This window comes from Gramella jeungdoensis (assembly GCF_023805255.1).
GTDB lineage: Bacteria > Bacteroidota > Bacteroidia > Flavobacteriales > Flavobacteriaceae > Christiangramia > Christiangramia jeungdoensis.
On record NZ_JAMSCK010000001.1, the window covers coordinates 457,124 to 470,499 of the forward strand.

The 13,376-nt window shown below is 39.5% G+C and carries 14 protein-coding genes and 1 other RNA gene; 7 read left to right on the top strand and 8 right to left on the bottom strand.

Going from position 1 to position 13,376, the window contains the following annotated elements:
• On the bottom strand, window positions 1–456 hold the full coding sequence (smpB, locus tag NE848_RS02225) for an SsrA-binding protein SmpB (protein ID WP_252110577.1): 456 nt from the start codon (window positions 454–456) through the stop codon (window positions 1–3).
• Between the two features lie 113 nt (window positions 457–569).
• Between smpB and NE848_RS02230 the strand changes: the two genes are divergently transcribed.
• Window positions 570–1,316, top strand: coding sequence for a DUF6503 family protein (locus NE848_RS02230; protein ID WP_252110578.1), 747 nt, complete (start codon window positions 570–572; stop codon window positions 1,314–1,316).
• A gap of 4 nt (window positions 1,317–1,320) precedes the next feature.
• Here NE848_RS02230 and NE848_RS02235 read toward each other — a convergent pair whose 3' ends face one another.
• Both NE848_RS02235 and NE848_RS02240 read right to left on the bottom strand, forming a co-directional pair.
• The gene (locus NE848_RS02235) at window positions 1,321–1,845 is read right to left on the bottom strand and encodes a phosphoglycerate mutase family protein (protein WP_252110579.1); all 525 of its coding nucleotides are present in this window, start codon (window positions 1,843–1,845) and stop codon (window positions 1,321–1,323) included.
• A gap of 51 nt (window positions 1,846–1,896) precedes the next feature.
• Entirely contained in the window at window positions 1,897–2,994 is a 1,098-nt protein-coding gene (locus NE848_RS02240) for an esterase-like activity of phytase family protein (protein WP_252110580.1), read from the bottom strand.
• Between the two features lie 119 nt (window positions 2,995–3,113).
• Between NE848_RS02240 and NE848_RS02245 the strand changes: the two genes are divergently transcribed.
• Window positions 3,114–3,299 carry a CsbD family protein gene (locus tag NE848_RS02245; RefSeq protein ID WP_252110581.1) on the top strand — a complete coding sequence of 62 codons (186 nt, stop codon included), beginning with the start codon at window positions 3,114–3,116 and terminating at the stop codon, window positions 3,297–3,299.
• 62 nt (window positions 3,300–3,361) lie between these two features.
• Here the strand turns inward: NE848_RS02245 and clpB are convergent, their stop codons facing one another.
• The gene (gene clpB / locus NE848_RS02250) at window positions 3,362–5,977 is read right to left on the bottom strand and encodes an ATP-dependent chaperone ClpB (protein WP_252110582.1); all 2,616 of its coding nucleotides are present in this window, start codon (window positions 5,975–5,977) and stop codon (window positions 3,362–3,364) included.
• 180 nt (window positions 5,978–6,157) lie between these two features.
• On the opposite strand from clpB, the gene ytxJ reads away from it, so the two are divergent.
• Both ytxJ and NE848_RS02260 read left to right on the top strand, forming a co-directional pair.
• Entirely contained in the window at window positions 6,158–6,559 is a 402-nt protein-coding gene (gene ytxJ, locus NE848_RS02255; protein WP_252110583.1) for a bacillithiol system redox-active protein YtxJ, read from the top strand.
• A gap of 105 nt (window positions 6,560–6,664) precedes the next feature.
• Window positions 6,665–6,811, top strand: a complete 147-nt coding sequence (locus tag NE848_RS02260) for a hypothetical protein (RefSeq protein WP_252110584.1) — start codon at window positions 6,665–6,667, stop codon at window positions 6,809–6,811.
• 79 nt (window positions 6,812–6,890) lie between these two features.
• Here NE848_RS02260 and fahA read toward each other — a convergent pair whose 3' ends face one another.
• The gene (gene fahA / locus NE848_RS02265) at window positions 6,891–8,180 is read right to left on the bottom strand and encodes a fumarylacetoacetase (RefSeq protein ID WP_252110585.1); all 1,290 of its coding nucleotides are present in this window, start codon (window positions 8,178–8,180) and stop codon (window positions 6,891–6,893) included.
• A 109-nt stretch (window positions 8,181–8,289) separates the two neighbouring features.
• Between fahA and glyA the strand changes: the two genes are divergently transcribed.
• Entirely contained in the window at window positions 8,290–9,564 is a 1,275-nt protein-coding gene (glyA, locus tag NE848_RS02270; protein WP_252110586.1) for a serine hydroxymethyltransferase, read from the top strand.
• Window positions 9,565–9,617: 53 nt separating this feature from the next.
• Here glyA and NE848_RS02275 read toward each other — a convergent pair whose 3' ends face one another.
• The 3 genes from NE848_RS02275 to NE848_RS02285 form a co-directional block, all read right to left on the bottom strand.
• Entirely contained in the window at window positions 9,618–10,655 is a 1,038-nt protein-coding gene (locus NE848_RS02275; RefSeq protein WP_252110587.1) for an amidohydrolase family protein, read from the bottom strand.
• Between the two features lie 147 nt (window positions 10,656–10,802).
• The gene (locus NE848_RS02280) at window positions 10,803–11,207 is read right to left on the bottom strand and encodes an acyl-CoA thioesterase (RefSeq protein WP_252110588.1); all 405 of its coding nucleotides are present in this window, start codon (window positions 11,205–11,207) and stop codon (window positions 10,803–10,805) included.
• Window positions 11,207–12,262: a glutaminyl-peptide cyclotransferase gene (locus NE848_RS02285; RefSeq protein ID WP_252110589.1), complete on the bottom strand. Its 1,056-nt coding sequence runs from the start codon at window positions 12,260–12,262 to the stop codon at window positions 11,207–11,209. Before NE848_RS02285 ends, NE848_RS02280 begins: the two co-directional genes overlap by 1 nt.
• Window positions 12,263–12,349: 87 nt before the next feature.
• Here NE848_RS02285 and ffs point away from each other — a divergent pair.
• Together ffs and NE848_RS02295 are read left to right on the top strand one after the other, a co-directional pair.
• An RNA gene (gene ffs, locus NE848_RS02290) (signal recognition particle sRNA small type) lies at window positions 12,350–12,448 on the top strand.
• A 43-nt stretch (window positions 12,449–12,491) separates the two neighbouring features.
• Window positions 12,492–13,313, top strand: coding sequence for an SDR family oxidoreductase (locus NE848_RS02295; protein WP_252110590.1), 822 nt, complete (start codon window positions 12,492–12,494; stop codon window positions 13,311–13,313).
• Window positions 13,314–13,376 lie beyond the last annotated feature (63 nt).

Sequence of the window (13,376 nt, forward strand, 5' to 3'; positions counted from 1 at the left end):
TTATCGATAATCCTTTTGGATACGATCTAAACGGCGCTTGTTTTCCCGGTCTTTAATGGTTTCCCTTTTATCGTATAACTTTTTACCCTTGGCAAGGGCTATCTGTAGTTTCGCAAGTCCGCGGTCATTGATGAACAATCTAAGCGGAATAATGGTTAAACCTGAATTCGTTACTTCTTTTTCAAGTTTTCTAAGCTCCCTGCGCTGTAGCAAAAGTTTTCGCTCGCTCTTGGGGTCATGGTTAAAGTGTGTGGCGTGGGAATATTCTTCAACATGCATATTTATCACAAAAAGCTCATGATTATTGAATTCACAAAAGCTTTCAGCAATACTAGCCTTTCCTTCCCGTATGGCCTTTATCTCGGTCCCTGCCAGTTTAATTCCGGCAACGTACTTGTCCAGGAATTCATAATTGAACTTTGCCTTACGGTTTTTAATGTTGATAGAATTCTTCATATAGCACAAAAATACAAGCTTTAAGCTAATTTCATACTAAAGCGATTTTAAAATTAGGCCTGTGTAATTTCTGAGCAAATAATTATATTTGTACGCCTTTAAAATCGCCTCTTATGAAATATGTTATAATATTATTATTTGCATTTCTGTTAGTCTCCTGTGCTGATAACAGTGGAGACCTTACGGCAGATGAAATAGTGGATAAGGCAATTGAAAATGCCGGGGGGGATCGCTATAATAATGCTGAAATCGATTTTGTTTTCAGGAAAAGAAAGTACCGGAGCAAACGTGAAGGAGGAAAGTTTCAACTTGAAAGGATCATGACCGACTCTACCGGAAATGAGATTCGTGATATTCTGGATAATGAAGGACTTGAACGATATGTAAATGATTCTGCTATACAACTTCCCGATTCCTTAAAGACACCTATTGGAAATTCGGTGAACTCTGTTCATTATTTTGTTCATCTTCCTTTTGGCCTTAATGCTCCTGCAGCGAATAAAAAGCTTGTTGGTAAGGACAGCATAGGAGAAAGGGAATATTACGAAGTAAAGGTGACCTTTTCGCAAAATGGAGGTGGAACCGATCACGAGGATGAATATCTATACTGGATAGATACACAAACCTTTAAGGTAGATTACCTGGCCTATAATTTTGAGACCAATGATGGAGGGATAAGGTTTAGAAAAGCTTATAATCCTCGTATCATAAAGGGGATCAGGTTTGTGGATTATCAAAACTACAAATATGAAGATCTTTCCACCCCATTGTCAGAGCTGGATAGTTTATTTGAAGCACGGGAACTGGAGCTTCTTTCTGTGATCGAGACCGAAGATGTTGAGGTTACTTTAGGTTCCTGATCTTTTAGTTGATATAAAGAACCTGGCAGGTAGCCGATCCGTCTGGTTGTACCTGAACGATGAATAAAGCTCCATTTTCTTTATCGTCGATATCCTGGTATCTTTTTTCTCCCAGGATGGCATTTGCAAAATGAGGTGTGGTGTTACTGTGACCCACCACAAGCACGGTTTTTCCTGAAGTAGCCTTTTTAAAATCCTCATTGTATAAATTCCTTGGATCGTAATTGAGAACTTCAAGCTCTTTAAGCTTTGCCAGCGGTTTTGCAGTTTCTATGGTTCTTTTGTAATTCGTGCTGTAAATGGCATCAAAATCTACATCTTTCATTACTTCTGCCCATTTCTGAGCCCTTTTCTGGCCTTGCTCATTTAATAGGGGATCACGGTTACCTGCCTGTGTCCTGTCTTTTTCAGCATGCCTTATAAGATAATAAGTAGTGACTTTATTTTCCTGTAGCTTTTCTTTCATTTTTGCTGAAGGATTACCAATACTTAAAATTAAGGAAGTAAAAAGAATTAGGATATTTGCCATGATCTGTATATTTTTAGTTTGACGTCATTTTTGCTGAAGTGTTACAGACCACTATTTTTTGAAGTCTATCGCCAGCAAAATGAACTGGTTGAGCTGTTTTACATAAGTATTAAAATTATTATCTGCCACCAGGATAAGAGACTTCTTTCCATTACTTAATTCCGGTCCAAAGCACATGCCTTCTATATTGTCTATGATCTCATCAGTCAGCTGATCTTCTACCGATTTAAAATTGAAGATCAGACTTTTCTTAACCTTCTGATAATCTGCTTTTTTAAGGTTTTCAAAATTCAGAGTATTGGTCGCTTTTGAAGCGTCGACATCAAAGATCTTTACTGTATTGCCATGAGAGCCATATCCGGCAGAAAAAGCTCTTTCAAGCACGAGGAACCTGTCTGGGGCATATTCAAGAATTTCAGTTACTCCATTTACCGCAAAATAATTGATAGGTAGCTTTGAAATACCATCGAGTTTATAGGCGTATTGTTTAATGGGCTCTCCTGTATGTTTATCGAATTTGGTGAGCCTGATATGGGACCTTGTTGGATATATTTTAGGTTTTGCGCCGTCTCGTTCCAGAGGTAGCTCAGTCGCTACCCAAAATCCTGACTTGTCGAAAGTTTCGGTTAAACCTTCGAAGACTCCATTATGCCTTGGTTTTTGTTCTCCGCTAGCCTGGAAATACTCCGGAATACTGAAAGATTCCAGTATTTTTCCGTTCTCATTAAGACGAAAAATACCCGGGTCTCTTTTTTCATCAATACTCCCTTCACTGGTAACGAGTATCTCGTTACTTTGGGAATCTAGCCGAATCGCTTCCAGGTCCAGTACGATCTCTGAAAACTCTTTTGTCTTATCGATCTTTAAAAGGTCCTCTATATAAATGGTATCAAATGAATTGTTCTGAATTTCGATCTTCGTTTTGTAGATCCTTGGATTTGAAGCCTGATCACTGACGAGGAAATAATATCCATTTTTGAAATCAATCCCGGAAATTCCACCTATTTCAGTGTCTTTAAATTGAAGGTTTTTGTCCAGTACATATTCGTCCAGAAAAGCAACTTCAATATTCTGGTTTTCGATCTTTCTGCTTACCGCACAACTGGTTAAAATGAATGAACTAAGGCTTAGGAGAAGGAATTTCTTCATTGGGTGATTTTAGGTGGTCAAAAATAACAAATGTTTAAGATAAAAATGTGAGTTTATTAGGAGGGTAAAAAATGTTTAATAAATATCTTTAAACTATTAACACCTAAAACCAATATATTATGAATGAGGATCAGTTAGAAGGAAAATGGAAACAGATCAGAGGAGAGTTTAAGCAGAAGTATGGAAGACTAACCGATGATGATGTGACCTTTTCAGAAGGCAAATTTGACGAAATGCTTGGTCGTTTGCAGGAGAAAACCGGAAGATCCAAAGAAGAATTAAAAGCAGAAATAGATAGATGGTGATGATTGATGAATTAGAGAATGAAAAAGGCGGTAGATCACTCTACCGCCTTTTTTATTGGTTATTACTTTTCGTCGTCCTTTCCGGCGAGTTCTTCCTGATTCCTAAAGACCAGTTGTCCATCAAATTCATCAAGCAAAATTATACTGTCTGTACTTATCTTACCTGCAAGAATTTCTTTGGAAAGTTTATTCAATACCTCTCTTTGTACAACCCTTTTTACGGGTCTGGCACCATACTGAGGATCAAAACCTTTCTCTCCAAGATAGCTGATAGCTTCTTCCGTGGCATCCAAAACGATATTCTGTTTACTAAGCATTTTCTTAACTCCTTTTAGTTGAAGTCCTACAATCTGCCTGATATCTTTCTGAGTCAACGGACTAAACATTACAATATCATCTATCCTGTTCAGGAATTCCGGTCTTACACTTTGTTTTAGCAAGCCGAGAACTTCTGTCTTAGCGGCTTCCATGGCTGTATCCAGATCCTTGATATTCTCAAATTTCTCCTGAATGATATGGCTTCCCATATTGGAGGTCATAATAATGATGGTGTTCTTGAAATCGGCAAGACGTCCCTTATTATCTGTAAGTCTACCTTCGTCCAGTACCTGTAAAAGAATATTAAATGTATCGGGATGCGCTTTTTCAATCTCATCCAGCAAGACTACAGAATATGGTTTCCTCCTGACTGCTTCGGTTAACTGTCCTCCTTCGTCATAACCCACATATCCCGGAGGTGCTCCTACAAGTCGGCTTACCGAATGCCTTTCCTGGTATTCACTCATATCGATACGCGTCATGGCCGATTCGTCATCGAAAAGATACTCTGCCAGGGCCTTTGCTAATTCCGTCTTACCAACTCCGGTAGTACCTAGGAACAGGAATGATCCAACAGGCCTGTTCTGATCCTGAAGTCCGGCACGGCTTCTACGAATAGCGTCACTTACGGCAACAATTGCTTCATCCTGGCCGACCACACGTTTATGAATATCATCTTCCAGTTTAAGCAGTTTTTCACGCTCACTTTGAAGCATTTTGGTAACAGGAATTCCCGTCCATTTCGCTACCACTTCCGCAATATCTTCATTGGTAACCTCTTCCTGAATCAGCGATTTTTCATTCTGGTTTTCGGTTACTTTCTGCTGAAGTTTTTCCAGTCTTTCCTGAGCTTCCTTAATTTTTCCGTACCGGATTTCAGCTACTTTTCCGTAGTCGCCCTCTCGTTCGGCTCTTTCAGCTTCCAGTTTGTAATCCTCAATTTCGGATTTCAGGTTCTGAATATTATCCACGATCTCTTTCTCGCTCATCCATCTTGCATGAAGATCGTTACGTTCTTCTTTTAGATTTGCAAGGTCTGCTCTAAGTGATTTGAGCTTAGCTTCATCTTTTTCTCTTTTAATGGCCTCGATCTCAATTTCCAGCTGCATGATTTTCCTGTCCAGAACATCCAGTTCTTCAGGTTTGGAGTTGATCTCCATTCTTAGTTTAGACGCGGCTTCATCCATAAGGTCGATAGCCTTATCTGGTAGGAAACGGTTGGTTATATATCGCTGAGATAATTCTACAGCAGCGATAATTGCCTCATCCTTAATCCTTACCTTATGGTGGGTTTCATATTTCTCCTTGATCCCACGAAGGATGGAAATCGCACTTTCGGTATCCGGTTCCTCTACGTTTACCTTTTGAAATCTACGTTCCAGGGCTTTATCCTTTTCAAAGTATTTCTGGTATTCATCGAGAGTGGTGGCTCCTATTGCTCTTAGTTCACCGCGGGCAAGGGCAGGTTTTAAAATGTTGGCTGCATCCATGGCACCCTGGCCACCTCCGGCACCCACAAGTGTGTGGATCTCATCAATGAAAAGGACAATATTTCCGTCACTGGAAGTAACTTCCTTGATCACCGCTTTAAGTCTTTCTTCGAATTCACCTTTATATTTAGCTCCCGCGATTAGAGCACCCATATCAAGAGAATAGATGCGCTTATCCTTAAGGTTTTCAGGAACATCACCATCAACTATACGATGCGCCAGGCCTTCGGCAATTGCGGTTTTACCTGTACCCGGTTCACCTACCAGCATCGGGTTGTTTTTGGTTCTGCGGGAAAGGATCTGAAGTATTCTTCTAATTTCTTCATCCCGTCCAATAACCGGATCCAGCTTGCCTTCTTCGGCAAGCCTGTTCAGGTTCCTGGAATATTTTTCAAGTGAATTATAGGTGTCTTCCTGGCTCTGTGAAGTTACACGGTCTCCCTGCCGTAGTTCTTCAATGGCTGCTTTAAGGCCTTTTTCGGTTGCTCCCTGATCCTTGAGCATCTGGGCGACCTTGCTGGAAGATTTGAATATGGCAAGAACAAGATGTTCTATAGAGACATATTCATCATTCATTTTTTTAGCAATGGAAGAAGCTTCGTTCACCATTTTTCCTGCCTCGCGGGAAAGCATAATATCGCCTCCGCTTACTTTGGGAAAACTTTCGAGACTTTTATCGAGTATCTGTGTAAACAGATTAACGTTAATGTTCAGTTTTTTCAGCAAAAAGGGAGTCACATTTTCGTCTACCATCATTATGGCTTTGAAAATATGTTCGTTCTCAATTTGCTGATGGCCCATTTCCTGGGCAAGCTGCTGAGCCTGCTGAATGGCCTCCTGGGATTTTATGGTAAAATTATTAAAGTTCATCTCTTCTTATTTTTTGAGATTCATATGTCAATAGATGTACCATTAAAAATAAGCGTCAAAATGACATGTATTGATGAAAAAATAAAGACAAAACGGCAGTTATACTAGGGTGTTTTAAAAATTTATTTCTTATTTTCTCTATTAAAGTTACTTAGAATTACTTTTGCACAAAAGCATGTTATGGGAATATTGAATAAATTATTTACTTCAGATAAGAAGGAAACAAAAAAGCAAGAATCTAAAACGCCCTGGATCGACCTAAATACGATGGAGCAGCTGGATAAGATCGAGGAAAGCTCTGAGGAAAAGACGGTGGCCATTCTGAAGCATTCAACAAGATGTGGTGTAAGCCGGATGGTTCTAAGAATGTTTGAATCTGATTATGAGCTTGAGGAAAATGAACCTATAGATCTTTATTTCCTGGATCTGATCAACTACAGGGAAATCTCTAATGAGATCGCTGAGCGGTTTAACGTAAGACATGAAAGTCCGCAATTGATAGTATTAAAGAACAGGGAAGTGGTGCATCATTCTTCTCATCAGGGAATTTCTGCTAACAAATTAAAGGAGTTGGTAAATTAATACCGGTTTATCAACTTTTTAAGGACTGCTGTTAAACTCTATTAAGAGCCTTAATTTTTTACCCGATCTTTTTTAATTTTTGTTCGAAATAAAAATGCAGTAATTATGAAGTTGAATGATAAAGAGAAAGAAGAATTAAAAAAGGATATCCAAAATTCTGATCCTAAAAGACAAAAGAGAGAATTTATGGATATGGAACAAAAAGAGAAGAATAAAAAGAATAATTCCTCAGAAAAAGAAAAGCACAATTAGCGTTGTAAGAATATAAATAAGAATTTGAAATAATTAAAAAGCCCCTTGCTCTAAGGGGCTTTTTATAGTTTGGAACAGTTTATTTCTTTTTTGGTTTATAGACAGGAAGGAGTTTTGATCTTACCTCTCCAAAACCAATCCTGGAATTTCCGTTCTGGCAAAATCCTCTCATGATCACCGTATCATTATCCTCAATGAACTTACGTTCAGATCCATCTTTTAACTTAATAGGCTTGCTGCCGCCCCAGGTGAGTTCGAGCATTGAGCCAAAAGAGTCTTCGGAAGAGCCAGAGATCGTTCCGGAAGCCATCATGTCCCCAGAATTTACCGGGCAACCATTCACGGTGTGGTGAGCCAGTTGCTGACTCATGTTCCAGTATAGATATTTGAAGTTTGATTTTGAAAGTGAGTTTTCTTCACCTCCTTCAGGCTGAAGGAATACCTCCAGATTAATATCAAAACTCTTATCTCCTGAATATTTTAAATAAGGAAGTAATTCTTTTTCTGGTTTCGGACTTGCCGTTCTAAATGGTTCTAAAGCATCCATGGTTACTATCCATGGAGAGATGGAAGAAGCAAAGTTCTTAGCCAGGAATGGGCCTAAAGGTACATATTCCCATTTTTGAATATCGCGGGCACTCCAGTCATTGAACAGGACCATACCAAATATATAATCTTCAGCTTCATCTACCGGGATTGGCTCCCCAAGATGATTAGCGTCTGTGGTTATAAAGGCCATTTCCAGCTCAAAATCAACTCTTTGGGAAGGCCCAAAAACAGGGGTGTCAGAATCTGCCGGTTTTGTTTGACCTTGTGGTCGGTGAACCGGAATTCCGGACGGAATTATAGAAGAGCTTCTACCGTGGTATCCCACAGGAATATGAAGCCAGTTTGGTAACAAGGCATTATCAGGATCCCTGAACATAGTTCCAATATTGGTCGCATGCTCTTTGGATGAATAGAAATCGGTATAGTCTCCCACCTGTACCGGCATTTGCATCTCGATCTCATCAAGAGTGAAAAGTACTGTATTTCGATGGTCCTGATTGTCCTTTAATTTGGTATTGTTGGCATCAAAGATCTCGGCGATCCTGTTCCTTACCAGGCGCCAGGTCTTTTTGCCATCAGAAATAAAATCATTTAAAGTATCCTGTAAGAAAATATCGTCAGTTAAAGGGATCCCTTGAAAATAACCGAGTTGGTGTAAGGCTCCAAGGTCTATCGCATAATCTCCTATTCTGGTCCCGATGGTAATCACATCGTCTCGGGTAAGAAATACCCCGAAGGGGATATTCTGAATAGGAAAATCGGTATCCTTAGGGATATCCAGCCAGGTTTTTCTTTTTGGATCGTTAGCACTAATTGACATAAAAAGTGTTGGTTTTTTGTTAAAATCTAGTGATTCAAATATATTATTTTCCTGTAATTAACCGAATGTATTTGTTACTTTTACCGAATATTTAACGTAAAAAATTGTGATGCAACGAGACACCCAACTATTTGATTTAATAGCAAAAGAAAAAGAGCGACAGTTAAACGGTTTGGAACTTATTGCAAGTGAAAATTTTGTAAGTGATGCAGTGCTGGAAGCAGCAGGATCTGTTCTTACAAATAAATATGCTGAAGGATACCCCGGGAAAAGATACTATGGTGGATGTGAGGTGGTAGACCAGGTTGAGCAGCTTGCGATAGACCGCCTGAAGGAATTATTCAATGCCGAGTATGCCAACGTGCAGCCTCATTCCGGTTCCCAGGCCAATACGGCCGTGTATGCCTCTTGTATGAAACCGGGAGATAAATTCCTTGGTTTTGACCTTGCCCATGGTGGACATTTAACTCATGGTTCCCCTGTGAACTTTTCAGGTAAACTTTATCAACCGGTATTTTATGGTGTTGATAAGGAAACCGGAAGAATAGATTATGATGAAGTGGCGAAAATTGCGGAGAAGGAAAAGCCTAAAATGATCATCGCCGGAGCTTCGGCCTATTCAAGGGAGATCGATTATAAAAGATTCAGAGAAATAGCCGATAGCGTTGGTGCTATTTTATTCGCTGATATTGCACATCCGGCTGGACTAATTGCCAAGGGATTGATAAGCGATCCTGTTCCTCACTGTCATATTGTGACCTCAACAACGCATAAGACCCTGAGAGGTCCACGTGGAGGGATTATTATTATGGGTAAAGATTTTGATAATCCATTTGGTGAGAAACTTAAGAATGGAAAATTGAAGAAAATGTCAGCTATGCTTAATTCAGGAATTTTCCCTGGTAACCAGGGTGGGCCTTTGGAGCATATTATCGCTGCTAAGGCGGTAGCCTTTGGTGAAGCACTGACCGATGATTTCCTTCATTACATGGTAAGAGTGAAGAAGAATGCCGAGAAAATGGCCGAAGCATTTGTAAGTAAAGGCTATGGAGTAATATCCGGAGGAACCGATAACCATATGATGCTTATAGATCTTAGAAATAAGGATGTAAGCGGAAAGGATGCAGAAGAAGCTCTTGGAAAAGCCGATATTACCGTTAATAAGAACATGGTTCCGTTTGATGATAAGTCGCCATTTGTGACTTCAGGAATAAGAATTGGAACTCCGGCCGTTACCACCCGTGGTCTTGAAGAGAAAGATATGGCGAAGATCGTGGAGTTGATAGATCGCGTAATTACTAATATTGATAATGATTCTGAAATTGAAGCGGTAAGAAAAGAGGTGAATTCCATGATGCATGGCTTGCCACTTTTCAAGGCGTAATCAGGATTTGTGAAAAATAAAAAAAGCCATTCGAGAGAATGGCTTTTTTTATTTTAATCATCTACATGTTCTATAGTTCCTTCAAAATGTGTCTTCTTTTCCTCCTCGCTTAGGCGAAGAAATCTGGCGGCATTATTATATAGAATATCTCTTTTTTGTTCTTCAGTTAAAAAATCAGCATTTTCTATTGACTCTATCCCCCGGCCAATTGCATCTGGCCAAACCATCTGATCTGAACCGAACATCACTCTTTTTCCGAATCCAGCATCCACAATGCGTTTTAGGTAATAATGAAACTCTTTACGTGGAATTGCGTAATTGATTACCCCAATCCCAACATAAACCTGCGGGTAGCTGTATAACAGGGCTATCATGTCATCTATTAACGGCCATCCGGCGTGCATGATGTAAACACGAAGGTTGGGATGTTTGATTAAGAGATCTTCAATGAGCAGTGGGCTGTCAAGTTTTGCCCTGTAACCTGCAAAGGGTGGAAGATAGCCTGCTCCCGGTGGGCCAGGTCCCATGTGAATCCCTACCGGAATATCCAGTTCTTCGGCAATTGCCGCATAGGGCTCAAATTCCGGGTCACTGGGAGAGATTCCCTTGTACTGAATAATGACTTCACCCAGAACTCTGTATTTTCCGGAAGATAATTCATCTCTCACTGTTTCCGGAGTGATGCCGTCCTTGATCTCAAAAAAAAGTGAAGGGATTATCCGGTCACTGCTTAAGTAGCTTTCAAGGAAAGGGCCACTGGTGATGCCATATATATTATGTTCCTTTAATGCACTGAGCGTCTGGTTGATTAGTTCTTCATTTGTTTCCGGACTCCATATAGCATTGTCACAGTTGGGTTGTTTTGCTCCTCCTATGAAAGTTTCTCCCCAGGATTTTCTCTGATCCCAAACAGGCATTTCTATTGGGGGCGCGCAGATAGCAACCGGAGGAGGTCCATTCATATCTACTGGGATGGCATGTAAGTGCATGTCTATTACCGGAAGTCGTAGGGATTTTTCCTGTGAATAGGAGGGGAGTTGAACTAAAAAAGAAATAAATAATAATAGGATTGAAACCGAGTAATTTTTCATAATAATGGTTTTACCCGAAATTTTCAGGCTGGTTGGTTTAAATTATGAATTTGATTTACTCTAATTTAATAAAATATACTGAAAATCAGTATGTTGTATTTTTGAAGTAAATAAGGGTATAGGGTTTGGATTAAACTGTAAGGTGACTTATCGCTGAAAAATACTTTTTAAATCATCGGAGATTTTGGCAGGACGTTTAGTGACTTTGTCCAGAAGACACCAGGTGGTCTTTGCTTCAGCAAGTAATTTGCCTGTATCAGCATTCTTGATGATTACATGTCTTATTGAAGTTACATGCGTGCTCTTTCCAACATAGGTCTGCAAAGAGATATTGTCACCTAAAAAAGCCTCTCTTTTATAATTAACCTCATGTCTCACGACTATCCAGATATATTTTTTCTGATCTTCAAGAGGTGCTCTCTTTTCCCAGTGTTCTTCGGCAACATCCTGGACCCACTGCACATACTGCACATTGTTCACGTGCTTTTGCCTGTCAAGATGATTTTTTTCTACAACAAGCTTTTTCTCGTAGATCTCAGGATTTAATTCCATTACTTTTTGACGATTTTCACTTCGAAGATTTTGTCCCAGTTCTTGCCGGTTACATAAAGTTTGTCGGTTTCTGAATTGTAGGCAATACCATTGAGGACATCCAGTTTATCATGCTGTGTAACCTTGTCTCTAAGTCCGCTAAAATTGATAATGCCTTCTATCGCTCCATTTTCAGGATTTATGATCGCAACACCATCCTTTTGATAGGTGTTCGCGTAGATCTTCCCATTCACCCATTCCAGTTCATTAAGTTTGGTAGAAATGGATTTATGATGAGTTGGCTGGATAAAACTTTTTTCGGCAAGTGTTTCAGGATCGAGGATCCAGATCTTTTCGGTTCCATCACTTTTAAAGATCTTTTGACCATTGTTACATAGGCCCCATCCTTCTTTACTTTGATTATATCCAAAACTTCCGGTCTTTTCGAAACTTTCCAGGTCATATATTAAACCTTCACCTTCCTGCCAGGTGAGCTGATAGATCTTATTATCGAGTATGGTTAGTCCCTCTGCAAAATATTGATCATCAAGTTCTATTTCTTGAAGTACTTCTCCAGATTCAAGTTCCAGTTTTCGCAGTTTGGATTTTCCATATTGGCCGGCACTTTCATATAAAATACCATCATGAAATTCAAGTCCCTGAGTATAGGAAGTCATATCATGAGGGTAGGAATTAATAATTTGATACGTATAAACTACAGGTGGCTCACTGTTAAGAACCTTAATGTTTTTGGTAAGCGTGTCAGTTTTATCTTCACTATAAACAATGGCTTTTAGGGTTTGATTTCCTAAAAGGACATCCTTAAGATCTAACTGAAGATTGGTTCCGTCCTTAGAACTTTTTAAATACTGGTCGCCAAAATAGAAGGAGACGGAATCTATACTTCTGTTTTTGCTGTTCACAACAGAAGCCTGGAGCTCTTCATTTATACTGAATTCAGACTTATTATTTGGGATCTGTATTGAAAAATCCGATTTTTTTTTGCCATTATTGCTTCCGCAGGAAAAAATCAAAAAACTTAATACAAAGACTAACAGTAAGTTAAATTTATTCATCGTTAAACAGGCTTAAATGCTGAGCTAAATTAACCAATTCACATTAAAAAAAGCTTGCCAAAAGTTACAAAGATTGTATATTTGCACCGGCAAGTCCCACACAACCAGCTCCTGCTGAATCCCCCAGGGCGGGAACGCAGCAAGGGTAGGCGGTCGTAGCGGTGTGATGTGGGTCGCTTGCCATTTTTTGTTTCTACAAATTCCTAAAATTATTGCATCTTTGTGCGATATGAAAAAAGAGGAATCTTCAGAAAAAGTGGTGCTCATCACCGGCGCTTCTTCCGGTATTGGAAGGTCTACCGCAACCTATTTAAGCGATAAAGGTTTTAAGGTTTATGGAACCAGCAGGAAACCCCAGGATTCTTCCCCTTATAATTTCAGTTTTGTCAAGCTTGATGTTACCGATAAACAAAGCGTGGAGGAGGCTGTTTATGAAGTTTATGAGAAAGAAGGCCGTATAGACATCCTTATGAATAATGCAGGAATGGGAATTACCGGACCTGTTGAGGAGATTCCAGAAGAGGAGATGAAGAGGGTTTTTGAAACCAATTATTTTGGGCCTCTTCATATGATCAAGACTGTACTTCCCGTGATGCGTAGACAAAAATCGGGTTTAATCATAAATATTACTTCAATTGCTGGTTATATGGGGCTGCCTTACCGCGGAATCTATTCAGCGACCAAAGGTGCTTTAGAGATCACAGCTGAAGCCTACAGAATGGAACTGAAACAGTTTGGTATAAAAATGACCAATGTAGCTCCGGGAGATTTCGCAACAAATATCGCTTCTGGAAGATATCATGCTCCTGTAATAAAAGGCTCCCCTTATGAGGAAGTTTATGGAAATACCCTGAAACTAATGGATGAGCATGTAGATGCTGGAAAAGATCCGGAATCGATTGCGAAGAAAATTTATGAGATCATAAATACGCCAGAGCCTAATGTTCACTATAAAGTGGGGGAGAGACTTCAGAAGATGTCGGTTAAGCTAAAAGCCTTATTACCAGATAAACTTTATGAGAAAATGCTGATGAAGCATTATAAATTGTAATTTTAGGGACCAGAAAAAAAATAGATTCGCATAATCTTGTTAGTATAAATTTTAATTAACACA

Bases quoted from the DNA above. Each gene is read 5' to 3' on its own strand.
- fahA (WP_252110585.1), bottom strand. From the start codon at position 8,180: ATGTCAATTAGTGCTAACGATCCAAAAAGAAAAACCTGGCTGGATATC.
- NE848_RS02245 (WP_252110581.1), top strand. From the start codon at position 3,114: ATGAATGAGGATCAGTTAGAAGGAAAATGGAAACAGATCAGAGGAGAG.
- NE848_RS02230 (WP_252110578.1), top strand. From the start codon at position 570: ATGAAATATGTTATAATATTATTATTTGCATTTCTGTTAGTCTCCTGT.
- smpB (WP_252110577.1), bottom strand. From the start codon at position 456: ATGAAGAATTCTATCAACATTAAAAACCGTAAGGCAAAGTTCAATTAT.
- NE848_RS02275 (WP_252110587.1), bottom strand. From the start codon at position 10,655: ATGAAAAATTACTCGGTTTCAATCCTATTATTATTTATTTCTTTTTTA.
- NE848_RS02260 (WP_252110584.1), top strand. From the start codon at position 6,665: ATGAAGTTGAATGATAAAGAGAAAGAAGAATTAAAAAAGGATATCCAA.
- NE848_RS02240 (WP_252110580.1), bottom strand. From the start codon at position 2,994: ATGAAGAAATTCCTTCTCCTAAGCCTTAGTTCATTCATTTTAACCAGT.
- NE848_RS02235 (WP_252110579.1), bottom strand. From the start codon at position 1,845: ATGGCAAATATCCTAATTCTTTTTACTTCCTTAATTTTAAGTATTGGT.
- glyA (WP_252110586.1), top strand. From the start codon at position 8,290: ATGCAACGAGACACCCAACTATTTGATTTAATAGCAAAAGAAAAAGAG.
- clpB (WP_252110582.1), bottom strand. From the start codon at position 5,977: ATGAACTTTAATAATTTTACCATAAAATCCCAGGAGGCCATTCAGCAG.
- ytxJ (WP_252110583.1), top strand. From the start codon at position 6,158: ATGGGAATATTGAATAAATTATTTACTTCAGATAAGAAGGAAACAAAA.
- NE848_RS02285 (WP_252110589.1), bottom strand. From the start codon at position 12,262: ATGAATAAATTTAACTTACTGTTAGTCTTTGTATTAAGTTTTTTGATT.
- NE848_RS02295 (WP_252110590.1), top strand. From the start codon at position 12,492: ATGAAAAAAGAGGAATCTTCAGAAAAAGTGGTGCTCATCACCGGCGCT.
- NE848_RS02280 (WP_252110588.1), bottom strand. From the start codon at position 11,207: ATGGAATTAAATCCTGAGATCTACGAGAAAAAGCTTGTTGTAGAAAAA.